This is a genomic window from uncultured Pontibacter sp., from assembly GCF_947502515.1.
Classification (GTDB): domain Bacteria; phylum Bacteroidota; class Bacteroidia; order Cytophagales; family Hymenobacteraceae; genus Pontibacter.
This window is the reverse complement of the sequence record NZ_CANNAI010000002.1, coordinates 679337-705085: the sequence shown is the minus strand read 5'-3', so window position 1 is coordinate 705085 and position 25749 is coordinate 679337. Positions and strand designations below refer to the sequence as shown.

Sequence of the window (25749 nt, the reverse complement as noted above, 5' to 3'; positions counted from 1 at the left end):
GGTAAGATAGTAGCAATTTCTATAATTCCCTACGCCACACTCATCCCAAACTCCTTATACCTGGCTTCGGCCTGCTCCATGATCTCGTCAAGTATTTCCTGCAGTTCAGTTTTTACCTTAAAGCGCAGCACCTTTTTCACGGCTAGTTGTAACTGGGCTTTGGTGTCGTCTTTCTTGTACCAGTCGGGTTGCTGGGAGCTTTTCTTTACTTCGGCCAGGATCTTTTGCACCAGTTCTTTGATCACATCGAAGTCTTGCACCGCATTGGGGTGATTGGCCAGGATCTCATAAAAGGCTTCCTCTTCGTCGGTGAGGCCGAGCTGGTTGCGGCGCTGGTCTTCTTCCTGCATCTGGCGGGCTACTTCGCGAAGTTTTTCCATGGCTACCAGGCTGTCGAAAAAGTGATTGTGGTAGTCGGCGATGATGCGCTCTACTTCGTCTTTCAGTTTGCGGTATTTCACCAGGTTTCTGGACGAGCGCACTTTTATCTCGTCGTTCATGATCTGACGTAGCAGCTCCAGTTTCAATTCGTTGCCGGTCTTTTGTTCTTTGGCCGTGGCCAGGAAATCGTCGTTGATGATGGAGATGTCGAAGCGTTCTATACCTGCCATCTGAAACACGTCTACCACGTCTTCGCTTTCGATGGAGCGGTGAATAAGGTCTTTAACCTGCGTTGCTGCTTTGCGGATGTTGCGGTCGGGGTTCTTCGCCTTGCGTAAGGCTGCGCCTACATGCTGCAGGTATACGATGTCGGCTGCCAGTTCATTTATACCTGTGTGGCTCTTGATGATAGGGGCGAGGTGGCTGAGTTTCTTTTCGTTCAGCAAGAAAACTTTGCTTAGCTCATCTTCGGTTACGAGGTGGTTCACGGCATGCTGTACCAGCTTGAACTTTTCGGTCTTAGGTATAGCCGAGAAGTAAGGTATAGCCGCGTGCACCGAAGCAAAACCCAAACTGTCCCCTTGAGGGGACCATAGGGGTGTCGAAGGCTGCTGATCTACCGCAAGCTTTCCTGCAACGGCAACAGGTCCACCTGGTAACATCTCCCGCAATTGCGAAATCGTTTCCTTCGCCAGCTCAAAAGCCTCCTCTATATCCAGCGCTACCTGTCCTTCACCACCAGCTGAGGTATACTTCTTCGTCGCATCACGCAGTCGGTCGCCAATGCCGATGTAGTCCACGATCAGGCCGCTGGGCTTGTCGCGGAATACGGTGGCGACGCGGTTGACGGCTTGTATCAGGTTGTGGCCACTCATCACTTTGTCGACATATAAGGTATGCATGGCGGGGTTGTCGAAGCCGGTGAGCCACATATCACGCACGATCACGAGTTTAAGCGGATCGTCCGGGTCTTTGAAGCGGGCTTTTACACCTTCCATCTCTTCTTTGGAGCGCACGTGCGGATGCCAGGCCGGCGGGTCTTTGGCAATGTTGGTGGTCATGATCACGGCTACTTCGGGACAGCCTTCCAGAGCAGTTAAGGCATCGTAGAGCTTCACGCAGTTGCGGCGGCTCATGCACACGATCATGGCTTTGCCTTTTAAGTTGGAAGAGCGGGAGGTATAGTGCTGCAGGATATCTTTGGCGATGGCTTCCACTCGTCCGGCAGATCCGGCAGCGTCTTCCATTGCCGCCCACAATATGCGGTTCTTTTCGTTCTCTTCCAGACCGCCGGTTATCTCTTCGGCTTCTTCTTCGAGTTGCTCGTTGCCGAGGTGCAGTTTGGCCAGGCGCGGCTCGTAGTAGATCGGCACTACGGCTTTGTCTTCGGTGGCCTGGCGGATGTCGTAGGTATGGATGATGTCGCCGAAAACGGCTACGGTGTCGGCGTCTTTGCTGTCGACGGGCGTGCCGGTGAAGCCGATGAAGGAGGCCTGCGGCAGGGCACGGCGCAGGTTGTTGGCAAAGCCCTGCACCAGGCCGTACTGCGTGCGGTGGCATTCGTCGGCGATCACGATGATGTTGTCGCGGGTGCTCAGTACGGGGTGCTCCAGCTCGCGGCCGTTGGCATTGTCTTTTAGGTTGAACTTCTGCACGGTGCTGAACACCACGCCGCCGCTATCGCCGCTGAGCAGGCTACGCAGCTCGTCGGTGGTGTTGGCTATACTTACATCGCCTACCAGGTCCTTGGCGGCCACGAAATCGTCGAAGAGCTGGCGATTAAGGTCGAAGCGGTCTACCTGCACCACAATGGTCGGGTTCTTCAGTTCCTTTAACTGACGCAGGATGCCGGTGTAAATGGCCATGGTAATGCTTTTGCCGGAGCGGGTAGTGTGCCATACCACGCCAATGCGGCCGTCGCCATAGGGCTTCACCGACTTGAGCGTTTCCTGCAGGGCGTACTGTATGCCGAAGAACTGGTGGTACTTGGCGCCTTTCTTGATCAGCTGGCCCTTGTCGGGCTCGTGGAAGATGTAGTGGCGCACGTATTGCAACAGGCGCTCGGGTACGAGCAGACCTTTGATAAGTGTTTCCAGCGCGAAGCCGTTGCCGACTACCTCGCGGCCGTCTATACTTTTCCAGGCAGCGAACCACTCCAGGCCGCTGCTGTACATGCCGTGCAGGGTGGTCTGGCCGTCGCTAACTATCGTGAGAGCATTATACTCAAAGAGCTGCGGAATCTGGTAGGTATAGTGCTGCACCTGGTTGTAGGCGGCTTCTACGGTGGCGTCCTGGTTGAATAGGTTTTTGAATTCGAAGAGCACCAGCGGCAGGCCGTTCACGAAAATGATCAGATCGGGGATGCGCTTGCTTTTGCCGATGATGGTGAACTGGTTGACCACCCGGAATTCGTTCTGCGAAATGTCGTCGTAGTCGATAGGGTAGAAGTGGCCGAAGAGCTGTTTGCCGCTGTCGTCTTTCCAGGTTTTGCTGATGCCTTTGCTGAGCTTGAGGTGGAAGGCGTGGTTGCGCTGGTGAAGGTCTGCGCCAGAGTTGTAGAGAAACTCCTGCTTCAGCTCGGCCAGCACCTTGGGCGGAACCTGCGGGTAGCGGCGCAGTAGAAATTGCTCGAACACGTCTTCGAGTACGGCTTTGCTCAGGTCGCGCTTTATCTCGGAGCCGTGTTGGTAGGTATAGGGCTCCTGCTCGCGCAGCCATTCAATGGCCGCTTGCTCAATGGCTTCTTCAGCTAAGTACTGGCTCATGCTGTTCTGAAAGTTTGCTTTGCATTACATCAATTTCTCCAGACATGAGTTTGGGAAGGAGGGTGTCGCGGAGTTGGGTAAGCGTGATAATTTCTAACTGATTTGCATGTTCCTTTTCGTAAAGCTCTTTTACTTGCTCTTCAAACTTTAACAAAGCTTCCGAGTCAGGTATAATGCATTTATATTCAAGTATTCTAGAAGGTGAAGTATGTTTTACTGTACTTCCACTTGCGCTTCCTAAAACAGTAGCTCTGTATGAATCAGAGCGCATAAGCCAATACAAGTAGAACTTCAAAGGCAAGTCTGATTTATAGATTACCTTTCCAATTCTTTGATTATGTAGAAGAAGCTTATTAGGAATAGTTGGTACAAGTGCAGAGTAACCTAGCGTGTCACCATCCTTACTTAAATCAGTCATTGTGACTACTAAATCATCCTTGGCTAAAATGTAGTCTTCAGGTATAGAACCTTTATAGAATTTATACTTTTTGGTATTGAAGCCTCCACCAATTCTGAAGTTACCGGGTGTAACAAGTATATTTTCTGTAGGATCATCGCTAAAGAACTCTCCTTTGAAAGCATAGCCATGCTTGATATCGATTACATCTTCAAGTGTACCTTGTTGCCATCCCTCGGGCAGATTCTTTTCATCAATACCATCCACGAAATACTGCCGGAAGAGCGTTTGCGCCATTTGCTCCAGCGTTTGGTTCATGCGGCGGTTCAGCTCTATTTTGTCATCACAACATCTAGCAATATCAGCTACTTTTCTTTGGATACTTAAAGGAGGTAAATTGATTTCTAATTCTCTAAGTATATTGATGTCAAACTTTCCAGCGCCTATACCAGTTGCCTCTAGTTTGGTGTTTAATAAGGCTTTGTTGCCTTTGATCCAATATAGCAAATACCATGGATCAAGTTTAGCCTTATCAACTTCAATAGCTTTAACATCCTGATTAAAAGCAACAGGCTTAGATACAATTCCAACAGGAATATCATTAAACAATCCACTACCTCTGACCAAAAGTAAAATTGAATTTTCGTTTGCTAGTCTGGAGCCCTTCTCTAACCCTGCTTGAGTTATGAATACATCGGAAGTTGAGATAGCATAGGAGGTTAAGTTCTTAGCGCTAATCCAAGGTATAGTACCGCCCCAATACTTTTTATCAAGCTTAGGAGGCGTACCACCAGATTTCCAAGTTGTTAATTCGCCAAGTTTATATGTTTTCAATTTAGCCATTAGGAGAAATTCATTTTTGAACCAATAGGCGCAATATAAATAGATACTATCTCATCATCTTCTAAAGATGTGTCTGAATAAGTACCAGTTTTAGAGTCAAAAGCTCTAAGGTTTTTTAAGGTATTAGGATCGCAATAAAATGATATTATGGCTTCTTCTGTCGTTTTTTTTGACGATGAAAAGTTCTTTAGGTAGCGGCTAAAAGTAGCACCACTTTCAGGTCTAACCAAAAGAAGTGGCGGGCAAGTAGGAATTTCATAAGTATTACCATCATACATGCCAATATTAATATCTTCTTCGAAAAGAGGGATCGGAAACTGAAAAATAGAACTCTGGAAGTATAGCGCGAAAATGTGCGAGATTATTTTCTCAGTTTTATCTTTCTTTTTAAACAAGAAGCACACAGGAGTGTCAACTTTATGTTCTAGTGGTAATTCATAAACGATTACGTTTGCGAAAGCTGCGAGCCTATCGTCATTATCTGCTAATGCTTGATAAGCTCTTTTGTAATCATCTACATATTTGGCAGGTATAATGGATAGAGCAGTTTTGAGTAGTGCCTTATAGACATTGAATGGAACATAAGGCTGCTTTGAAAACTGGATTTCTGACTTACCTGTTTCAGTATTGATTTTAATGCCAAGTATACTCGGATCATTGAAATCAATTTTCACTCCATCATTTATACCATGTAGCTCTGTACTTCGTGCAACCAGTAAATCGCCGGGAGACTTAAAGGTCGGAATCTTCTTGTTTTTGCTGTTAACTCCATGTATTGTTCTTATTATACCAAGAAAGTAGGCTAGATCATTTTCATATTTTCCAAAAGCTGAATTACAAGGATCGCATTCGAAGTCTGAAACCATGTACTTATTACCTAATAAATGAGGTATAATATGTGGCTCATTCTTAAAAGTTGTTTCTGGGAGACCTCGACCGCAAAACCTACAAATTCTCTCGTGTTTTGGTTTTAAACCCTTAACCTTTTCTGTTGGACATACAATCAAACTTTCAGGCTCATATTTATCTAAGAACGCTGTAAGTTCATCCATAAGCTCAGCAAAAGTTGTAACTGGTATGTTCACATTCTGAATTGTTTGTTGTTAGTAAAGGCTTTTCAGAAGTGTTTAATCTTCTGGATACTCTGAATCGCTACCCGAAAACATTTGGGTATCTTTAAAAAATGGTAGCTTCTGATGTAACTCTATAATATGTTCTCTTTCTCCTTCTTCCCAATTATTTGTATCATATGTTAGCACATCGAATGAGTTTATTTTATCTATTCCTCCACTTTCTGAAGCGATTCCTACAATCATTTTGCGATTGCCCAAATACTTTAATTTAACAATTTTGCTTATTGACTCAAGAAAGCTTTTGCGCATATTTCGATAAGTAGCATAGTCAGGAGACACAGATAAGTCAAGGAGAAAGAACACATAGCAGATGTTGCGATTTGTATCTGATAGAAGAACTCTTGTGAAATATGGAGCAGATATTTGTTTTGACTTGACAGCTAAACCAAATAGTGAGTCTGCCAAAATTCTTCTACCTAACCTAGACTCTTGAGCTAACAATCTAAGTTGTAACTCATTTGTTTTAAATGAAGGATCTGTTGAGAAATACATAGTATTTCTAGTGAAATGACCTGTCACAAATTCTATTAATCTATCCCAGGCATAGCTCTTCTCGTCTTCTTCTTGTTGTCTTATATATTGTCTACTGTTGGAAAATTCATTCCACAGTCCTTCTCGTACTTGAAAAGTATCAATACCTTTAGGTAAAACAAATTCATGTTTTTCTTCTTCATCGATATCTTTTAAATAATAAGCTAGAAGATCCTCCTCTCCAGCTGCTACTACTCTAATACCACGATGAAGAACTAACTTTTCCTTTCTTTCAAGGTACTGTATGAAATCTGTAATGGTGTCTAGGTTCTTTAGTAAAACTTCAAGAGTAACATCATCCAATACATGAACATATCCTCTAGTTTGATCAATCATACCTATGACACAGGATTGAACTTCAAGCCCATTTTGCTCCTCAGTATGTGCTTTGCCAATAATTGAAGTATCAATTCTTAGACTGCCAGAGCCTTTGTGAACTCGCTTACATTCATCTGAAATATTATGAGCTACAACTATTCTATGAACCTTAATTCTGTCTGCTGGTGGCACTTCGAAAGGCAATCTATGCTGACATTTATTATCTACAAAAAGTCTATCAGGATGCGTTTTTATCCAACGTTCCGCTCCCCATACTTGCTCAGCACTTTTCAAAATGGCCTTTTTATACCACCTTTTCCAATTTAATAAAGGGTCACCGTAGTCAATAAATTGACAGTCCTTATCAGAGAAGATAATCACGTGATCACCAAATATCACAATGGAGTCCGTTACTTCTTTTCCGTCACTAGAACTATCATTCCCGCTCTTACCTTGATCTCTGAAAATAGAGGGATAACTCCATAATGAAAGAAAAGACTTTTCGCATAAATTAGCCAAATACCTTTCCGATGTAGTAAAACCCTTTCCTTTATTAAGTTTGCTCATTATTAAGAAATATCATCTAATACCAAACCCAATCCCTTCCAGATTCTCCCGAATCCGCTTCTTCAGCAGGGCACTTTCTTCAAACTGAGCGGCCAGTTCGGTGGTCAGCAGTTTCATTTTCTCTTCAAACGGAACCCCGTCATCTTCCTCGGCTTCGGAGCCCACGTAGCGGCCAGGCGAGAGCACATAGTTGTTGGCGGCCACTTCGGCTAAGGTAGCGGCCTTGCAGAAGCCTTCGGTGTCGGAGTAGCTGCCACCGATGTTGCGCCAGGTATGGTAGGTGTCGGCAATGCGGGCCACGTCGGCGTCTTCGAAAACGCGCAGGCGGCGGCTGGCCATGGTGCCTAGTTTGCGGGCATCGATAAACAAGATCTCGTTTTTGCGCTCGCGGTGCTCGCCGTCGCGTCCGTCGCGGTTCTTGCTCAAAATAAAGATACAAGCCGGTATACCGGTTGTCAGGAACAGTTTGTCGGGCATCTGCACAATGCAGTCTACCATGCCTTGCTGTATCATGTGCTCGCGCACGTTCTTTTCGCCGGCGCTTCCGGTGGTCATGGCGCCGTTGGCCATCACCACGCCTGCTGTGCCACGCTCCGAGAGGTGGTGCCACAGCGTTTGGAACCACATGTAGTTGGCGTTGCCGGGCGTGGTAAAAGTATCTTTAGAACCGAAGAGGCGCGGGTCGTTATCGGGCAGCAGTTCGGGGTGCCAGTTGCTGATGTTGAACGGCGGGTTCATGAGGGCGTAGTCGGCCTTCAGGTCGGGGAAGCGGTCCTGCAGCAGCGAGTCGCCCAGCTTCACGTCGAAGGAGAGGTTGCGCAGCAGCAGGTTCATTTTGCAGAGGCGCAGCGTGCCTTCGTAGCGCTCCTGCCCGTAAATGGAAATGTCGTTTTTGTCGCCGCCGTGCGCCTGCAAAAACTTGAGGCTCTGCACGAACATACCACCCGATCCGCAGGCCAGGTCCATGATGCGACCCTTAAGCGGCTCCAGCATTTCCACGAGCAAACGCACTACCGAGCCTGGGGTAAAAAATTGCCCCGCACCGGAGCCTTCGGCCATGGCAAACTTGCCGATGTAGTATTCATATACGCGGCCATAGATGTCGGACTCGGGGTTGTTGATCTCGGAGAATTTCTCTTTGGAGAACAGGTTGATGAGCCCGGCCACCTGCGTAGGGGAGAGCTGGCTCTTCACGAAGATCGGCTCCAGCACGCCTTTGTAGTCGGGGTTGCGCTTGCTCAGGATCTCGTCGATCAGCACAAAGGCCTGGTCCACCTTCACCTTGATGTCGTCCTGTTCCGCGTTCTCCCGCAGGTAGGTCCAGGTAGCTTCAAGGGGCAGGCGGTATACGTTCTTAACCTGATACTCCAGTTCGTCTTCCAGCACTTCGGTCTGCTCGTGCTGTTCTATATTATAATAGTCGCTTTGCGGGTCGAAGAATGAAAGCTGCAGCTCCTGCTTGCGTATCTCAAAGCGCTCGGAAAGGTGCTTCAGAAACAGTAGCGAGAGCACGTAGTCTTTGTACTGGTTCTCAGCTACCGCGCCACGCAGTTCGTTGGCGGCATTCCAGAGTTCGTTTTCAAAATCTATATCCGCTTTTGCTTTAGCGGCAGGGGTATTATTCTTGGCCATGTAAGGGTGTACTCGGTGTTAAAACAAAGGCTCAAGATAGGGAAAAGCGTAGAATGTTAGGAGGAAAAATATAGATTATTTAAAATATTTAAGCCGCTTATTCCTATCTTTTCCGACAGGATAGCTATAATGCGCTTTTAATCTTCTGTTTGACTTAAGGAAGGTACTTAGCTAGTTGAATTGTATAGGGATTATACTTAGTCTTCACTTTCATTTTATAACCTTAAACCACACGATATGCGCAAGCAAACACACAGCTTCCCAGCCTTAATCTCTTTCTTCATTCCGGGCTTGGGCCAGCTCATCAAAGGCCATGTGCTGAAGGGCATCTTCATCTGGATCTTCGGCGGGATACTGACTTTCTTTTTCTGGTGGACCTTCATTATCCCGTTCATTCTGTGGGCCTGGAACGTATACGATGCCTATAATTCGTGATTTATAATGATTGCAGAACACCTTCAGATTTCTCCTTTCGTCGAAATGACAGAATAAAGGTGACAATGCTGATGATCCAATATTGATTCTGAGATGATAACCTATCCTACAGGTATGAAAACACTCCTGCTGATGCTGATGTGCTTCACCTCGTTCGTGGCTTTTGCGCAGTCACCCGAAGAAAAGTTAGCGCAACTGAATATCCAGTTGCCGGAAGTGCCGCCCGCCGGAGGCAGTTTTGTAGACGCCGTAAAAGTTGGAAATCTGATTTACCTGTCGGGCAAAGGTCCCCGTAACAGCAATGGGGAGTACATCAAGGGCAAGCTGGGCCAGGACCTGACCGTGGAGCAGGGCTATGAAGCGGCAAGGTTGGTTGCCCTGCTGCAACTGGCGGTACTGAAAAGAGAATTGGGTGACTTGAAGCGGGTAAAGCGTATCGTGAAAGTGAACGGGTATGTGAATTCGGCTGCAACCTTTTACGACCAACCGAAAGTGATCAACGGCTATTCCGATGTGATGATCGCAGTTTTTGGAGACATGGGCAAACATGCGCGGACTGCGATTGGTACCAATGCGCTTCCGTTTAATATGGCAGTAGAAGTAGAGATGATCGTGGAAGTAGAAGAATAGCTGTCCGTATCATACCCGCGTATAACTTGTAAATCACAGTTACCGATCACGTTGCGTGCGGACAGGTCGCGACCTGTCCCTACGAGTGGGAATGACCGTATACCTGTTCTATGGCTTTACCGGATCGGAAACGGAACAGGATGATGGGGTATAATTACAGCAAAGAAGGGCTGTATTTTGTTACTTCCTGTGTGCATGAGCAGGCCTGTGTTTTTGGGGTTGTTATGGATGGGGAAATGCAACTGAATGCATATGGCCGTATTGCTGAAAAACAATGGCATTGGCTGTCAGAACAGTATCCGTATACCTATGTACACGCCTTCGTGGTAATGCCGAATCATGTGCATGCCATTATCGAAATAGAACAGGCGTTCGTAGGGACAGGTCGCGACCTGTCCGCACATACCGCGAAACTGTCCCCACATTCCACAAGTCCTTCCGCACATTTCCCCGGCGACTCATATACCACGAACCAATCTGCACAAGAACGTTTATCCATGCACGATCTGGACAGGTCTGGGAACGATTCGAACAGGTCGCGACCTGTCCCTACGAGGGTAAAATCAATATCGGAATTGATGGGTGCTTACAAGACGACGACATCCAAAATGATACGGCTGGCTGGTCTTCAGGACTTTGCCTGGCAGCGTTCTTTTCATGATCATATTATCCGGCACGAAAAGGCTTATCAGCAGATTGAACAATACATTCACAACAATCCCGCCCTCTGGGACAACGATGTGTTTTACCAGTAACCTAACCCATCAACCTCGTAGGGACAGGTCGCGACCTGTCCGCACGCATTGTGACCGGCTAATCGCTCAACCTAAGTAGTTTTATAGTCCCCTCAGTTGCAATGGCTTACATATTGTACTGAGAAACCTTCTGTAAACTAGTTGGTTATCCTTATAAATCCAAGGGGTTTCGACTCCATATTTTCCACCTAAAGACCATCATTATGACTCCTAAAACTGCTCTCGCTTTGTTATTGGCAGGCTCGCTCGCCTACTTGCTTGTCGAGTTGGTCGCTGATTAAGGTAGCCCTTCGCTATACCTGCTGCCGCACCGCTTTTCCATACCTGAAAAACACGAGCACAACCACCAGGGCCACTACTGCCAGGCTGATCCAGGCGGTTGTGATGATCTGCGGGCTCTCCGCTGCACTTAGTTCGCGGTGTTTGAGGATGATGCCGTAGAGCGCCCATATACCGACCAGGCCCACAAAGGGATTGGTTCGGCTGAAGACCACAAACACGACGATCAGGGTCGCTGCTACGATCATGATCATCGCCCAAATTCCTTCGCTCACCCCAAAGCCATCCCACCCTAAACCCACCAAAGCGGAGCTGATGTTGGCGACCGTCGCGATGATGATCCAGCCAAAGTATAGGCTCAGCGGTACCTGCGTAAACCAGCGGGAAGCTGCCGAACGGCTTGTGTCAAATATGTTCAGTCGTATGTGAATGGCCAACAGCGTGACCAGTTGGATCAGAATCAGTCCCACCGAGAGCAACAGCCGCTCGTTTACCCAGGCAATGGTCCAGGCACCGGTGGCCAGGTTGTTGAGCATGAAGTAGTAGCTGAGCCGCTTCAGGTCCACGTTGGCCTCGTGCAGGGCAGGCTCCTTAAAAGCTTTGACGATGTGGTAAATGCAAAAGGCGGAGAGGGCCAGGTAGATGACGCCCCAGATCGAAAAGGTGATCCCCGCCGGGGTGAAAAGCGCAGGATATTTCGCCGACACCTCGCCAATGGTCTGGCTATTGAAAAGCTCCAACTGCGTGAGTTGCGAGGGCACCAGGTGCAGCAGAAAAAACACGGTGTTTAGGATGGCAAGTGTCTTGACGTTTTTCATGGGGTGAAATGCCTTTTTATTCTTTTTCTCTCTCTACGCATGTAGTCCTCTTTCAGCCAAAAAGCCTCTTTTTTCGTTATGCTTAGCTGATAGCTATTTCTATACCTGGATAGGTATATTGCAAAACGAAACTATGACACAAGACCTCAACGGCAAGACCATCATCATCACAGGCGGAAGCTCCGGCATTGGCGCAGCTGCAGCCCGGATCCTGCGCCAAAGGGGAGCGCAGGTGGTGATCACAGGGCGCTCCGACGAAACCAAAAGATTGGCAGAAGAGATCGGGTGCGACTATTACCTGGTGGACTTTACCCGCTTTGCAGAAGTGCGTGCGTTTGCGCAAAAGCTGCTGGAGCAGTATCCCCGCATCGATGTGCTGGTCAATAACGTGGGCGGGATCATAGCCGACAGACGGGTGACGACCGATGGCCATGAAATGACGCTGCAGGTAAATCACCTGTCCGGCTTCCTGCTGACGCATCTTCTACAAGAGCGACTTGAAGCATCCAAGGCGATCGTGATCAATACCTCCAGTGCGGCCAATCTGATGGGTCGTATCAACTTCGATGACCTCGAAAGCGAAAAGAACTACAAAAGCTTCCGGGCCTACGGCGCAGCCAAGCTGATGAACATACTGCATGCTGCCGAGATCAGCAGACGTTTCAAAGGCGTGTGGGCCGCTTCTTTTCACCCGGGTGTAGTGGAGACTGGTTTTGCACGGGAAGGAGGGAGCACGGTCAAGTGGCTGTATGAGTCTACTGTCAAGCGCTTTTTCATGATCACTCCCGAACAGGGAGCCGATACACTGATCTGGTTCATCAGCACGACGCCGGGCAAAGACTGGCAAGATGGACAGTACTATTGCAAACGCCGACCCGGCCGCAAGAATCCGCAGGTAGCCGCAGGTATAGCCAGTAAATTATGGGAGGTATCGGAGCAACTGACCGGCGCAAATAAGCCCGAACAGGTATAGCATTTTACACGAACAGAAAAAACGAACCAAGATATGAAAACAGCACTCGTAATAGGCGCCACCGGTCTGGTGGGAAAACAACTGGTACAGCAGTTATTGGCAGATGAGCGATTTAACAATGTGATCGTATTCGGTCGCCGCTCCTTAGGTATAGCCAACAATAAACTGCAAGAGCACCTGATCGATTTTGACAAGCCCGAAGAATGGCAGCAACTGGTGAAGGGCGATGTTTTTTTCTCGACGCTGGGCACCACGCTTAAGCAGGCTGGCGGACAGAACGAGCAGTACAAAGTGGACTACCACTACCAGTACAAATTCGCCGAAGCCGCTGCTCAAAACGGAGTGCTCGCCTATGTGCTGGTTTCTTCCTCCGGTGCCGATCCGGGTTCCTTGATCTTCTACTCCCGCATGAAAGGAGCCCTGGAGGAAGCCGTGAAAAAGCTCGACTTCAAAAGCATCAACATCATCCAGCCCGGTCTGCTGCACGGCGACCGCCAGGAGAGCCGTACCGGCGAAGAGATAGGCTATAAAGTGATGCACTTCCTCGACAAACTAGGTATAGCCGGCAAGTACAAACCCTACGAAGACAGGGTAGTCGCGCAAGCCATGGTCAACGCAGGTATAGCCGCCCAGCCCGGTGTGTATACCTATACCTTAGGAGAGGTGTTTAAGCTGGCCGAACGGGAGCACCTGAGCCGGTAGTTTTTTTTCATGGCGCGAGCGTCCACGCTCGTGTCTACTATGGGGAGGCCTCTGGCCTCGTACCAACCACGCATAACTTATGTGTCATTTCGACATGCTGGAGAAATCAGAAATCGGGTATCTACCCTCACATACTCCAGATCTCTCCAGCTTGTCGAAATGACAATACGAATACGTTAGTGTTAAAACATTATCACAAGGTCAAGTTTTTTAAGAACTTCTCCTGATTCCTTAACCTTTATATAGCCTTTCCTTAATATTGGGGTAACCTGCTCAAAATAGCTTTGCGGTAGTTAAACAAACACTATCGCTATGCTATTAAAAACTTCTACACTTTTGAAACGGCACCTGCCGGCTTTGCTGCTTTTGCTGCTTTGCTGTCAGCTGGCTGTAGCACAGTCCCTGTCGGTACAGGGCAAGGTAACGGATGAACAGGGCACAGGCCTGCCCGGAGCCAGCGTGGCCGTGAAGGGCACGACAAACGGCACCATCACCGACGGCAACGGCAATTACAAACTGGCTGTCCGCAACGAAGCGGATGTACTTGTGGTGTCTTTTATCGGTTATTTGCCACAAGAAAGATTAATCGGTAACCAGGAGTTCATCAACATCCAGCTACAGCCAAATCAGAATCAGTTGAGTGAGGTCGTAGTAACCGCCTTAGGTATAGCTCGTGATCAGAAAGCCTTGGGCTATGCGGTGTCGAAAGTGGAAGGTGAGGAGCTCATGAACGCCCGCTCCAATAACTTTGCGAGTGCACTCTCCGGCAAGGTGGCCGGTCTTAACCTGACATCGCCGGGCTCTGGCCCTGTGAACTCAGTGCGCATCTCCTTGCGCGGTGACAACTCCATGGACCCGAACAAGAACAATGCACTGATCGTGCTGGACGGGGTGCCCATGAATAGCGGCATGACCAGTTCGGGCGTGGGCAATGCCTACGGTGCTGGTTCCGGCAACGACGTGCCGATCGACTTTGGCAACGGTATCTCCGACATCAACCCAGATGATATTGAAAACATCACCGTGCTGAAAGGCCCTGCTGCCGCTGCCCTTTATGGAAGCCGTGCGGCCAGTGGCGCTTTGATCATTACCACCAAGTCGGGTGCACGCAATAAGAAAGGTCTGGGCCTGACGGTGAACTCCAACCTGAGTTTTAACGACGTTTTGCGCTGGCCGGATTACCAGTACGAGTACGGTCAGGGAACAGGCCGTGCCTTCAACAAAGAGGGTGATCTGTACTACTCCTATGGTGCCTCCGAAGACGGCGCCAACACGGGTGGTACCAGCAGCGCCTTCGGTCCCCGATTCGACGGGCAGTCTTACTACCAGTATGACCCGACCCTGGAAGGGCAGTCAGCAGAGCGTCAATTGTGGCGTCCTTACAAAGATAACATCAAAGGTTTTTGGCGCACGGGCTCTACTATTACCAATAGCGTGGCGCTGGAAGGCGGCAACGACAAAGGTGGGGCAAGAGCTTCTATCACGCACTCCAAAAACGAATGGATTATGCCGAACACCGGCTTTGAGCGCATTACGGCTGCCCTTAGCCTGAACTACCAGCTGGCCGACCGTCTGAAGCTGAGCTCCAAGGTCAACTTCACGAACAAGCAGAGCGACAACCTCCCCGCCACCGGCTATAATAACCAGTCTATCGCTTATTTCATGATCTTCCAGAACCCGAACGTGGACCTGGACTGGTATGCGCCGATCTGGAAAAAAGGGCAGGAGCAGATCGACCAGGTACACCCTTTCAGCTCGTTCATAGACAACCCATACCTGATTGCCTACGAGATGACCAACGCGCAGCAAAGCTACGGTACGGTAGGTAATATCGCCGCTACTTACGAGATCTCGCCTAAGTTTGAACTGATGGTTCGCTCTGGCGTGGATATGCGCAACGAGGACCGCCAGCAGCGCCGTCCTTACAGCACGCAAAACTTCCAGCGGGGCTATTACAAAGAGCAAAACATCTTTAATTACGAGGTGAACACCGACGGTCTCTTTACATTCCGCGATAAGCTGTCGGACCGCATCGATCTGCGTGCTTCGGTGGGCGGCAACCTGATGGCCCGCAAGTACAAGCGGGTAGAAGGCTACGTGGACCAGCTCAACATTCCGGGCGTGTACAAGCTGACCAATGGCGTGAGCAACCCAATGATGAACACGGTGAGCAGCAACAAACACGTGAACAGCGTGTACGCCTTTACCTCGCTTTCTTTTGAGGACAAGATCTTTCTGGACCTGACCGGCCGCAACGATTGGTCGAGCACACTGCCTACGCAGAACAACTCTTTCTTCTACCCATCGGTGAGTTCCAGCTTTATCTTGAGTGACCTGCTCACCTTGCCACGCCAGGTATCTTACGCCAAGTTGCGACTATCCGTAGCGCAGGTAGGCAACGACACGGACCCTTACCAGACCCAGAAGTACTATGGCCGCAGCGAGTTCCCGGGTTCTGCCACGGTGCCCACCATACTACACAACGATCACTTCAAGCCGGAGATCACGACCAGCTACGAAGCCGGTTTGGAGTACATGCTCTTCGGTGGACGTGTCGGCATGGATGTGGCCGTGTATCGCAATCTGACCCGCAACCAGATTCTGGAAGTGCCGCTGGACCCTACCACCGGCTATAGCCGCGCCGTACTGAACGGGGGAGTGGTGCGCAACGAAGGGATTGAACTAGCCCTGAACCTGCGCCCGATTGACATGGGTGATCTGAAGTGGAAGAGCACCATCACCTGGGCCCGAAACCGCAACAAGGTGATTGAACTGGCCGAAGGCCTGACAGACCAGCAGGTGATCGGGATAGGAGGTAACGCGTCGATCATCGCAAAAGTTGGCGGCACGACGGGTGACATCTACGGTTTCGGCTTTATGCGTGCCCCGGACGGTCAGATCATTTACAATAGCAACGGTCTGCCTGCGCGACCATCTGAGATCCAGTACATCGGCAATGCCTACGCCGACTGGCGAGGTGGCTTCATGAACGAAGTGAGCTATAAGAACTTCCGGTTGAATGTATTGCTGGACGGTCAGTATGGTGGTATCATCTACTCCCAGACACACCACAAAATGAGTGAACAAGGCAAGCTGAAGCATACACTTAAAGGTCGCGAAGATGGCTTTATTATCGGGGAGGGCGTGGTAGATAATGGAGACGGTACTTTCTCACCGAACACCACCAAGGCTAGTTTGCCGGACTACTACGGCGACTACTACCGCCGTGCCAACGTGGAGTCCAATTCGTTCGACGCCTCATACCTGAAACTGCGTGAGCTGCGCCTGGAGTATAGCCTGCCGAAAGCCCTAACGGCCCGCACCAAAGTGCTGCAGGGTGCCAGCATAGCCCTCTACGGTCGTGACCTGGCTATGATCACCAAGTTCCCGATTTTCGATCCGGAAACAGCCGCCCTGAACGGTTCGACCATCCTGCCGGGCGTGGAAATGGGCCAGTTGCCTACACCGCGCACCTACGGCATGAACCTGACCCTGAAGCTGTAGTCTTTCCCCACCAATTTTGAAGAGCTTAACAAGATGACAACCATAAAGAAAAAGTTTTTAGTAATTGCCCTGGCCCTGAGCTGTGTCAGCGTATCCTGCACCGACGAGTTTGAAGAACTGAACATTGACCCAAACCGCATTGAACGCATCAACCCGGGCACCTTGCTCAACCCGATCGTGTACGAAATGTCCAGTTTCAATGCTTCGCGCAGCAATGGCTTTTCATTCGATCTGATGCAGGTGTCGCTGCCTTTTCCGAGCGCCTCTGGTGGCATTCACCGCTACAACCTGACGGAGAGTTCGGGCAACAGCACCTGGAACACCTATTACCGCTGGATCACCAACCTGAAGGAGATGCAGCTGGCGGCGGAGACGGCAAACGAACCGAACTACCAGGCCGTGGCCCTGACGCTGAATGCCTGGGTATACTCGCTCCTGACCGACAGCTTTGGCGACGTGCCGATGGAAGAAGCCGCCCGAGGCGACGAAGGCATCTTCTATCCGAAGTTCAACACGCAGCAGGAAGTATACACGAAAATCCTGGCCGACCTGGAGAAGGCCAACAACCTGTATGACACCGGCAGACCGATGATATACGGCGCGGATCTGCTCTACAACAATAACATCGCAAACTGGCGACGCTTCACCAACTCGCTGCGACTGCGCCTGTTGTTGCGCGTGTCGAAGCGGGGAGAGATGAACTCCTTTGCCAAGATGACCGAGATGCTGAATGATCCGGCTAAATACCCGGTGTTCACCCGCAATGAAGAAGCTGCCATTCTGAACATCACAGGCGTGACGCCTAACCTGTCGCCCTGGGGGCGTGCCATTGACTTTACGACTTTCCGGGCTGCGTCGAAATTCTTCATCGACAACCTGGTCGCTTTCAATGATCCGCGTCTGCCGAAGTTTGCCACACAGGCCCGCTCCAAGGACGGCAGCACCACCATCGGTTACAAAGGTATACCGAGCGGCTACGGCGGCAGCGATTCCCAGTTCGATTACCAGCCTTCTAACCTGAATATCGCTCTGGCTACCGCCCCAATGAAGACCCTGATCATGACCTATGCAGAGGTGGAGTTCATCAAAGCCGAACTGGCCCAGCGTGGCATTACGGGTGGCGATGCGAAGACGCACTACGAGAACGGGGTGAAAGCTGCTATCACACAGTGGGGCGCTACGGTGCCAGCAAACTATTTTGAAAACGAGGCGGCCGCATACGATGGCACCCTGGAGCGCATCATGCTGCAGAAGTATTACGCCCTATTCTTTAACGACAATCAGCAGTGGTTTGAGTACCGCCGCACTGGTTTGCCGGAACTGCCAAAAGGAAGCGACATGCTCAATAACCAGATTGTGCCGGTGCGTTTCCGCTATCCAACCACCCTGCAAACCAACAACCTCGAAAACTACCGCAAGGCAGTTGAGTCAATGGGCGGCGATGACATCAACACCAAAGTTTGGTGGGAAAAATAAGCAACAACCAGCTATGAAAACGGGAGTCGGCGCTGCACAGGTGCTGGCTCCTTTTCATGCACATCAAAACATATCTTATGTCTCAGAAAAGAAGAACCTTCCTAAAATCACTCGGCCTGACAGGTATAGGCCTGACACTGGCACCCAACATCCTGCAAGCTAAGCCTGCTATACCTGCCCGCGGCAAAGACCTGAGCACCGTTAACCTGAGCGGCAAGGTGTCCGCGAATGGCAAAGGTATAGCGGGCGTAGCCGTGACCGATGGCATCAACGTGGTGACCACCGACTCGACTGGTCGCTATGAACTGCTCAGCAATGCCACCGCTGACTTTGTATACCTGTCTATCCCGCGTGGCTATGAGTTCGAAAACGAAAAAAGCATCACCCGCTTTTATAAAAGGATCGTGCCGCAGCGTGGCCGTTTTAAGGCAGACTTTGAGCTGAAGCGCCTGGCGCAGGACGATACCCAACACAACTTTGTGGTATGGGCCGACCCGCAGATCATCTCGAAAGTTGACGCCGAGCAACTCAAGCGTGAGTCGGCACCCGACCTGAAAGCACTGGTAGCAAGCTACCCACAGGACACCCTCTTTCACGGCATTGGCTGCGGCGACCTGGTATGGGACAAGTTCGAGCTTTTTGATGATTACCAGGAGGCGCTGGCCATTGCTGGTATTCCTTTTTTCCAGGTGATTGGCAACCACGATATGAACCTGGAGGCCCGTACCGACGAGGGTTCCGCCGAGAAATTCAAAGAGTTGTTTGGCCCGACTTATTACTCTTTCAATAGGGGGGAGGTGCATTACGTTGTGCTCGATGATGTGTTCTTTATCGGCACTGCCAAGAAGTACATTGGCTACCTGACTGAGCGACAACTGGCCTGGCTGGAGCAGGACCTGGCTAATGTTAAACCCGGTGCAACCGTGGTCGTGAGCTTGCATATTCCGGTCTATACCCGACAGCATGAGCGCAATAAGGAGAAAGAGCCATCGATTGGTGGGGTAGTGTCAAACCGCAAGGAGCTCTACCGTTTGCTGCAGCCTTTTAAAACGCATATCATGTCGGGCCATACCCACTTTAATGAAAAGGTGTTTGAAGGCGACAATATCATCGAGCATGTGCACGGCACGGTGTGTGGCGCCTGGTGGACCGGCCCGATCTGCTACGACGGCACGCCGAGCGGCTATGGTGTGTATGAAGTAAAGGGCAGTGACGTGCAGTGGTATTACAAATCGACGGGTCTGCCGAAAGAGCAACAGTTACGAATATACCCGGTGGGCGCTGTAGCTGCAAAGCCGGAGCATGTGGCCGTGAACGTCTGGAACTGGGACCCGAACTGGAAAGTGGAGTGGCTGGAGGATGGCAAGCGCATGGGCGAGATGGCTCGCGAAACCAGCCTGGATCCACTCTCAGTAGAGCTGCACGAGGGAGCAGCCAAACCTGCTAAGCATAAGTGGGTGGAGCCTTTGCCAACGGATCATATGTTCTTTGCGAAGCCGTCTGGTGGAGCTTCCACTTTTGCTGTGCAGGCAACGGACCGCTTCGGGAATGTCTACCGCGAGGAACTGAAGATTAACAAACTGGAAAGCGCTGTTCGTTAGGTATAGCTTGTTGTCAGGTATAGCATCAGCAGGTATAGCCTGTTTGCATGCTACTGCCAAGCTATATGTCTACTGCAACAAAAGCTTGCGGTCTACATGACCTTTCTCCGTGATCAACCTGAGCAGGTAAATGCCTTTGGGCTGCTTGCTCAGGTCGAGTTTTTCTTTCAGTATACCTGACAGGCTATGCACCTGCTGGCTGAAGATCAATTTGCCGGTCGGGTCATATACCTGCAGGCTAGCCTCGGAGGTGCCTGTTAGCTGTGCCTCGAGCTGGACGATGGTGCTGGCGGGATTGGGGAACAGCTGTATACCTGTTGCCACTTCAGCCTCGTTTGTGTTGGTGCACACGCTCACCGTGATCTCTTTCTCGACCGTGATGGAGCAGACGTTTGCATAGGTATAGGTGATGCGGTGTGTACCCGGTCTAGCCTCAGTTGCATTGAACACGCCGTTCTGCACATGGTTTCCGCCATAGGTTCCGCCCGCCGGAGATCCGCCTGTCAGCTGGAAGTTGGTGGTGGAGGAGCATACCTGCTGGAAGTCAGCCAGGCTGACGGTTGTGAACTCCCAGACGGTGATCGATTTGGTGGCGCTGACACTGCAACCGTTTTCGGAATAGGTATAGGTCAGCTGATGTGTGCCGAGACCTGCCAAAGCGGGATCAAAAATGCCATTCGGCTTTATTCCAATACCCGACCAGACGCCCCCCGCCGGGCTAAAGCCACTTAACTCTATAAGTCCCTGCTTCAGGCAGGCGTTTTCATTCTGACCGGCCTTCACCTCCGGCATGGCTTGCGCCTGTATGTCCAGGTAGGTGCTTGCGGATTGCCCGTTGAAGTTTTGCGCTGCCACCCCAATCTGTCCATTCCTCGGGCCGATGCGCACGTTGATCGTGATGGTGCCTTGCCCTTGTATGATCTCATAGCCTTCGGGCACGGTCCAGGTATAGGCACCCGCGCCGCTCACCGGACTGATGCTGTAGGTTACGGCATCCTGCTGGGCACATACCTTGGTTGGGCCGCTGATCTTGCCCGGCTTGTCCGGTATGGTCACCTGGTTCATCAGGCTGGCGATTCGCTTCGTGATCGTGTCGTTGCAGACCAGGCAGAAATGAATGACTTCGCTTGCCGTGGAAAGGTAACGCATGCTGCAGCGCTGGTGCGGCCGGTGCCAGGTAGGGGACTCTTCATAGGGGTAAATGCCCACACCTGTATTATTCAGCCATTGCTTCCACTTCACGGTTTCAGGAGAGGAAACCTGCGTCATGTTCGGACGCTCACGCGCGTACTGCGGGCCGGCCCAGTATTCATCGGCGAGGTTGGCAAAGGAATGGCCAATCTCGTGAATGGCAATCTCTTTGGAATGAACATTGGTAGAACTGGTGGCATAAGCACCGCCTGATCCGCCGTAGTAGGGACTGTTGACGAGCACGAACACCTGATCGTACTCCGGGAAATTGCTGGCGAGTACAGACGATATGGCCATGTGATTGGTCGGCACGAGCAGCCGGTGTATGCCACCGTAGTCAAAAGTGGAGCCGAAGTAATTGTCTACTTTGGTGATTGGAATAGCTGATTGGTTGCTCTCATCATTGGCAGTGCCCGGGTGACTGGCACCGCTTTGTTTTGAAGGTACTTTGATGGCGAAAACGTTGAAGAAAACTTTGTTCTCCCTGAAAGGCGGTTTGGCAAAGATTCCATCCACGGTGCCCTTCACATCCTCTATGTATTTGCCGAGTTCGTTTGCCTGGTAGCCGTCCGCGAGAAACACAAAGTTGATATACTTGTCCGATGGTCCGTGGTAGAGGATCGTATCGACTTCAAATTTCTGTGCCTGGGCAAGCAGTACACTGCAAAGCACCAGCCATACCGTGATCAATAGCCTTTTCATAGCGTCAGTCTTGCGATTTCTTTAAGTTGTTTGTCTTCCTGTAGCTGTTCGATGAGCAGAATTTCTGTGCCTGGATAATAAGGGGCCCGGAGGGTGAAAGTAGCCTGTTGCAGTTGAAAAGTTTTCTTCTGGAGCTCGCCCGATTCAGCGGCATATTCGAGGGTGTTGGCCAGCGGGTCAGGTATAGCGGTGCTGTAGAGTACCTGCCCGGCTGAGCTTAGCAGAGAACATTGCAGGTCACCGGAACCGTTTTCATGTCCCTGGCGTGCGAGGTTTTTCATCCGGCCATCCGTCACCGTTTTGTTCAGCAATTTCACCGTGCTCTCCTTTGTCAGGCTGTCCCGGCTCAGCTCCAAGTCCAGGAAGATAATCTGGGAAGCGGGGCTTGTCATAGCTTGTCCTCCGGCCTCTGCTGTACTAGCTGTCGTGCTGGAAGTGTGGCTTGTCTGGCAGGCTGCTAAAACCATGAACAGCAAGGGGGTATACAGGTATAGGCGCATCGTATTTCTGATTCATGCATGGTAACTTAGCCAATTCGCCAGGTGATCGTCACGGTTTCGGCTACATCGATATCGTCGGGCTCGAAGTCGGGGGCAGGGGCGGAGGCCTCCATCAACACCTGGCTGTCATACACCGGGTAGTCGTGCTGCTGTGAGCGAATGGTAAGCTCGCGATAGGAGTAGTCAATGTCGAGAATCTCGCGCAACTCCACTTCGGTGGCTTCGGCGATGAGGGCGGCATTCTCTTTGGCTTTGGCGATGGCCTGCAGGATCAACTGCTGCTGGTGACCGCTGGCATCTTTCACACCGAAAGAGATGCTGAAGTCCAGGCTGTCCAGCTTTTTGGCGATCTGGCTGAGCAGTTTGTTGATGAGTTCCTTGTCAAGGGGCAGCTCCAGTTCAAGGCGGTGGGTGGCGCTGTAGCCAAGAAAGTCAGACTTCTCGGTCTTGCGGTTCCACTGGGTTTCTTTGCGGATACCGAAGTCCTTGGTCTTGAGGCTGCTGCGGCTTATACCCTGTGCTTCAATGATGCTGCGCAGTTCCTCTACTTTGGTGTTGAGGGCATCTACTGTTTTATCGTATTCCCACTCCTGTGCCACAGCACTGAAGGATAAGATCATGATATCAGGCGTAACGGAGAGTTTTCCGCGCCCCGTGATCTGTAGTTTGCGTTTCATAGCACTGGTATGTATAAGGTGAATTATTCTCCAATATATAGATTAAATTGAATAATTTGAAAAATTCAACCTTATATACTGTAAAGTTACATACGGGGGAAGGCTATACCTCAAAAGAGTGGGTGAATGCTAGTCCTGAGCTCCGGTAGATGACTATATTTACACTGCTATACCGGAAACTATGGACTTTTTTAATTCAATTCTACCCTTCCTGCTCTGCTTGGTGCTGCTGACAGCCTGTGTGTCAAAATCACCGCAGGGGATGGGGAATGAACAAGGCAAAAAGGTAGTATCGCAGCTGCGTGTCATGAGCTACAACATCCACCATGCAAATCCACCTGCTAGAAAAGGCATGATCGACCTGGAGGCAATTGCCGGGGTGATCCGGAGCGAAGAGCCGGACCTGGTGGCCCTGCAGGAAGTAGACGTGCATATTCCACGATCAGGAAGCGTGCACCAGGCGAAAGCACTGGCAGCGATGCTGGGGATGCATTTCTATTTTGCGAAAGCGATTGATTTTGGGGGAGGGGAGTATGGCGTTGCGATCCTGTCACGCTACCCGCTGTCGGATACCCGGAAGGTGGAGTTGCCTAAAGAGGATAGCCCAAAAGCCGAAGGCCGCGTGCTGGCAGTCGCCACGGTGCAATTGCCCGGCGGGCAGCGCATCCGCTTCGGCAGCACCCACCTCGACATACAGAGCAGTGCCAACCGCCAGCAGCAGGTACAGACCATCAATGCCGTGGCCGCATCTAACAAACTGCCTTTTATCCTGGCTGGTGACCTTAACGACTACCCGGACAGTCCCGCCATCGCTGCGCTGGACGAGACGTTTCAACGTACCTGCCTGGTGGCGTGCGAAGCCACCTTCCCCCAGGACAAGCCGGACCGCATCATCGATTATATTGCCTTCACGCGCTCCGCCAACTTTAAGGTGCTAGCGCATCGGGTGGTGCCTGAGCGCTACGCCTCCGATCACCGACCGGTTGTCGCGGTGCTGGGCCTCTCTGCTTCATCTGGTACCCTTACTCGTTAGAGGCCAGCTGCTCTGTTCCGTTTGGCCAGCTTTCCATGGACAGGATCTTCAGCTTTAGCGCATCGGTTACTTCGTCTGCGATCTGGTTAGGTGACCGATTATAGCGGGTGTTGGCCAGCACCACAAAGCTATACTCGTCGTTGACCCTGGAGAGTACGGCCGTAGTGCCAGGCAGAGAGCCGTAATGGGTCCAGGTATCGCCGCCAAAATAAGTACTCTGCAGCAGGTTGCTACTGATCAGATCAGGTACAGCCGGGTTACGGTCGATCAAAGCCATGAAGCGCATCAGGTCGCCTGTGCTTGAGAGCCAGCCGCCATGGGAGTCCATGCGGGTCATGTTGTAAGCGTAGGGACTGTGTTCTCGCTGATAGTATTTTACTTCCTTAGGTGCTTTTTCCGCTTCCGTATCACCTGCAATGCGCATCCCGACAACCTTGGCCGGCTGCAGAATGTCTTCCTGTATGTATTCCTGGTAGGTCTTGCCTGTCACTTTTTCGATCACCCTGCCCAGGATGCTATAGCCCAGGTTGGAGTAAGCGTTTGTCAGGCCGGGATGGTGATCCAACGCCCGGTGCAGCAACTGCTCGGTTATGATCTCTCGGGCCGTGGTAGCATACTCAACCAGCATGGGGTCGCCTGCGCTGTTGGTCCAGCCAGCAGTATGCGTGAGCAGGTGGTAGACAGTGATTAACCCGATATTCGGGTCGGCCGCAGGGGCCGGAAACTCGTCAGCCAATATGCCCTCCGGACCAAACACCTTGTCTGCCAGCGTCAGCTTGCCATCCTGTATCAGTTTGAGAATGCCTGCGCTGGTAATGGGTTTAGATAAACTGGCAATCCGGAAAAGGCTCTGGTCGCTCACGAGTTCTTCATTTTCCTTGTCTGCGTAGCCATAACTCCGGACAAACACCGGCTCCCCGTTTCGGGTGATCGAGACAGAAATTCCCGGTACGTCATAGCGCTGCATGATCGCATGAAGTGTCTCGTCGAAATCTATGAAAGCAGAGCCAGGCAGCGCTTCCTGCTGCACCACGCTTCCATCCGCTGCCACTACATTGTAGAAAATGCTCTGCTGTTCCACAGCATCTGCGTAGTTGCCTGTAGTAGTTGAGGGTGTGTTGGGAGTTAAAAAGGGAACCACGCCACCTGTGGTAGACCCGCTGGAGATTCCCTGTGCGGCAGTGTTTTTGGGAAGTGAAAGGGAAGGAAACAGACCCGCCTCCAGTTGCTGGATTTGAGAATGCTCTGGTTTTCTGAACTCGCCCTGGCAAGCAAACATGCTACACAGAAGCAGTGCGACAGTCAGCCTTCTGTACATACTGTAAAAGGTAATAGGTACTAAAAATCGTAAAAAGGCGGCGACAACAGGTATAGTTTATACCCTGGCCGTTTTTTCATAGTGTAGGTGTAGAGGGCATTTGAATCTGATCCGCCCGGAGCCTGATTCTGATGCTAATATAATTTGTGCAGGCTTCTGAAACAAAATAAATTTAAAATCGTATTTGCATTATTTTTATTATTTAGGCCTCTTTTTAATCTTAAAAGTGTATTAATTCTATAGGACTTGCTGACATTGCTCTTAATAATTATGATTATTTCTAATGATTAATTGCGAATTTTTAAGAGGTCTTTTGAATGATATGACGTGCTTTTCTATTTCATCGAATTAGGTGAAAAGGGTAGCTGTTGATTATGAGTATCTTATGTTATGAAGAAAGGTATAATTTTGACTATATAGAAAATTAAACGAATTGATTGGATTTTATAAATAATGCCCGAAACGAGAGGCAATCAATTTTTAACAGGATTTACTGCTCGCAAGTTTGGATGTAACAGTTGGGTGAAAAGTAAAAGCCCCGTACCTGTTATGGTTACGGGGCTCTGAAAAGGCAATAATAAAATGAAT

General features: G+C 50.4%; 19 protein-coding genes. 9 read left to right on the top strand and 10 right to left on the bottom strand.

Features of this window, described 5'->3' with window-relative positions; all coding sequences use genetic code 11:
- Nucleotides 1-29: 29 nt before the first annotated feature.
- The 5 genes from Q1A54_RS07765 to Q1A54_RS07745 all read right to left on the bottom strand — a co-directional run bounded on the left by Q1A54_RS07765 (nucleotide 30) and on the right by Q1A54_RS07745 (nucleotide 8567).
- Nucleotides 30-3146 (bottom strand): type I restriction endonuclease subunit R, encoded by a 3117-nt coding sequence (locus Q1A54_RS07765; protein ID WP_299986463.1) that lies wholly within the window; start codon nucleotides 3144-3146, stop codon nucleotides 30-32.
- The gene (locus Q1A54_RS07760; RefSeq protein WP_299986461.1) at nucleotides 3127-4386 is read right to left on the bottom strand and encodes a restriction endonuclease subunit S; all 1260 of its coding nucleotides are present in this window, start codon (nucleotides 4384-4386) and stop codon (nucleotides 3127-3129) included. The genes Q1A54_RS07765 and Q1A54_RS07760 overlap by 20 nt, the downstream gene beginning before the upstream one ends.
- Nucleotides 4386-5438, bottom strand: coding sequence for an HNH endonuclease (locus Q1A54_RS07755; protein WP_299986459.1), 1053 nt, complete (start codon nucleotides 5436-5438; stop codon nucleotides 4386-4388). Before Q1A54_RS07755 ends, Q1A54_RS07760 begins: the two co-directional genes overlap by 1 nt.
- Before the next feature lie 75 nt (nucleotides 5439-5513).
- Nucleotides 5514-6935 carry a hypothetical protein gene (locus tag Q1A54_RS07750; RefSeq protein ID WP_299986458.1) on the bottom strand — a complete coding sequence of 474 codons (1422 nt, stop codon included), beginning with the start codon at nucleotides 6933-6935 and terminating at the stop codon, nucleotides 5514-5516.
- Between the two features lie 12 nt (nucleotides 6936-6947).
- Nucleotides 6948-8567, bottom strand: a complete 1620-nt coding sequence (locus Q1A54_RS07745; RefSeq protein WP_299986456.1) for a class I SAM-dependent DNA methyltransferase — start codon at nucleotides 8565-8567, stop codon at nucleotides 6948-6950.
- 237 nt (nucleotides 8568-8804) lie between these two features.
- Here Q1A54_RS07745 and Q1A54_RS07740 point away from each other — a divergent pair, with 237 nt between their 5' ends.
- The 3 genes from Q1A54_RS07740 to Q1A54_RS07730 all read left to right on the top strand — a co-directional run bounded on the left by Q1A54_RS07740 (nucleotide 8805) and on the right by Q1A54_RS07730 (nucleotide 10387).
- The gene (locus tag Q1A54_RS07740) at nucleotides 8805-9002 is read left to right on the top strand and encodes a hypothetical protein (RefSeq protein ID WP_299986454.1); all 198 of its coding nucleotides are present in this window, start codon (nucleotides 8805-8807) and stop codon (nucleotides 9000-9002) included.
- Between the two features lie 114 nt (nucleotides 9003-9116).
- On the top strand, nucleotides 9117-9632 hold the full coding sequence (locus Q1A54_RS07735) for a RidA family protein (RefSeq protein WP_299986452.1): 516 nt from the start codon (nucleotides 9117-9119) through the stop codon (nucleotides 9630-9632).
- A gap of 110 nt (nucleotides 9633-9742) precedes the next feature.
- The gene (locus Q1A54_RS07730; RefSeq protein ID WP_299986450.1) at nucleotides 9743-10387 is read left to right on the top strand and encodes a transposase; all 645 of its coding nucleotides are present in this window, start codon (nucleotides 9743-9745) and stop codon (nucleotides 10385-10387) included.
- Between the two features lie 293 nt (nucleotides 10388-10680).
- On the opposite strand, the gene Q1A54_RS07725 is transcribed toward Q1A54_RS07730, so the two are convergent.
- A complete protein-coding gene (locus Q1A54_RS07725) occupies nucleotides 10681-11484 on the bottom strand; it encodes a hypothetical protein (RefSeq protein ID WP_299986448.1) in 804 nt (267 codons plus the stop codon).
- Between the two features lie 133 nt (nucleotides 11485-11617).
- Here Q1A54_RS07725 and Q1A54_RS07720 point away from each other — a divergent pair, with 133 nt between their 5' ends.
- The 5 genes from Q1A54_RS07720 (at nucleotide 11618) to Q1A54_RS07700 (ending at nucleotide 19740) form a co-directional block, all read left to right on the top strand.
- Entirely contained in the window at nucleotides 11618-12457 is an 840-nt protein-coding gene (locus tag Q1A54_RS07720) for an SDR family NAD(P)-dependent oxidoreductase (protein WP_299986446.1), read from the top strand.
- A 33-nt stretch (nucleotides 12458-12490) separates the two neighbouring features.
- Nucleotides 12491-13159, top strand: a complete 669-nt coding sequence (locus tag Q1A54_RS07715; protein WP_299986444.1) for an NAD(P)H-binding protein — start codon at nucleotides 12491-12493, stop codon at nucleotides 13157-13159.
- A 336-nt stretch (nucleotides 13160-13495) separates the two neighbouring features.
- Entirely contained in the window at nucleotides 13496-16663 is a 3168-nt protein-coding gene (locus Q1A54_RS07710) for a SusC/RagA family TonB-linked outer membrane protein (protein WP_299986442.1), read from the top strand.
- Nucleotides 16664-16696: 33 nt separating this feature from the next.
- Nucleotides 16697-18139 carry a SusD/RagB family nutrient-binding outer membrane lipoprotein gene (locus Q1A54_RS07705; RefSeq protein WP_299986440.1) on the top strand — a complete coding sequence of 481 codons (1443 nt, stop codon included), beginning with the start codon at nucleotides 16697-16699 and terminating at the stop codon, nucleotides 18137-18139.
- Between the two features lie 77 nt (nucleotides 18140-18216).
- A complete protein-coding gene (locus Q1A54_RS07700; RefSeq protein ID WP_299986438.1) occupies nucleotides 18217-19740 on the top strand; it encodes a calcineurin-like phosphoesterase family protein in 1524 nt (507 codons plus the stop codon).
- 69 nt (nucleotides 19741-19809) lie between these two features.
- On the opposite strand, the gene Q1A54_RS07695 is transcribed toward Q1A54_RS07700, so the two are convergent.
- Genes Q1A54_RS07695 through Q1A54_RS07685 form a run of 3 tightly spaced genes read right to left on the bottom strand, consistent with a single transcriptional unit; the run spans nucleotide 19810 to nucleotide 22810 of the window.
- Nucleotides 19810-21633 carry a M64 family metallopeptidase gene (locus tag Q1A54_RS07695; protein WP_299986436.1) on the bottom strand — a complete coding sequence of 608 codons (1824 nt, stop codon included), beginning with the start codon at nucleotides 21631-21633 and terminating at the stop codon, nucleotides 19810-19812.
- The gene (locus tag Q1A54_RS07690) at nucleotides 21630-22133 is read right to left on the bottom strand and encodes a hypothetical protein (RefSeq protein WP_299986434.1); all 504 of its coding nucleotides are present in this window, start codon (nucleotides 22131-22133) and stop codon (nucleotides 21630-21632) included. Before Q1A54_RS07690 ends, Q1A54_RS07695 begins: the two co-directional genes overlap by 4 nt.
- 26 nt (nucleotides 22134-22159) lie before the next feature.
- Complete coding sequence (locus Q1A54_RS07685) at nucleotides 22160-22810, bottom strand: SIMPL domain-containing protein (protein ID WP_299986432.1); 651 nt, start codon at nucleotides 22808-22810, stop codon at nucleotides 22160-22162.
- A gap of 181 nt (nucleotides 22811-22991) precedes the next feature.
- On the opposite strand from Q1A54_RS07685, the gene Q1A54_RS07680 reads away from it, so the two are divergent.
- Nucleotides 22992-23843: an endonuclease/exonuclease/phosphatase family protein gene (locus Q1A54_RS07680; protein WP_299986430.1), complete on the top strand. Its 852-nt coding sequence runs from the start codon at nucleotides 22992-22994 to the stop codon at nucleotides 23841-23843.
- Here the strand turns inward: Q1A54_RS07680 and Q1A54_RS07675 are convergent.
- The gene (locus tag Q1A54_RS07675; RefSeq protein WP_299986428.1) at nucleotides 23833-25122 is read right to left on the bottom strand and encodes a serine hydrolase domain-containing protein; all 1290 of its coding nucleotides are present in this window, start codon (nucleotides 25120-25122) and stop codon (nucleotides 23833-23835) included. The genes Q1A54_RS07680 and Q1A54_RS07675 overlap by 11 nt on opposite strands.
- Nucleotides 25123-25749 lie beyond the last annotated feature (627 nt).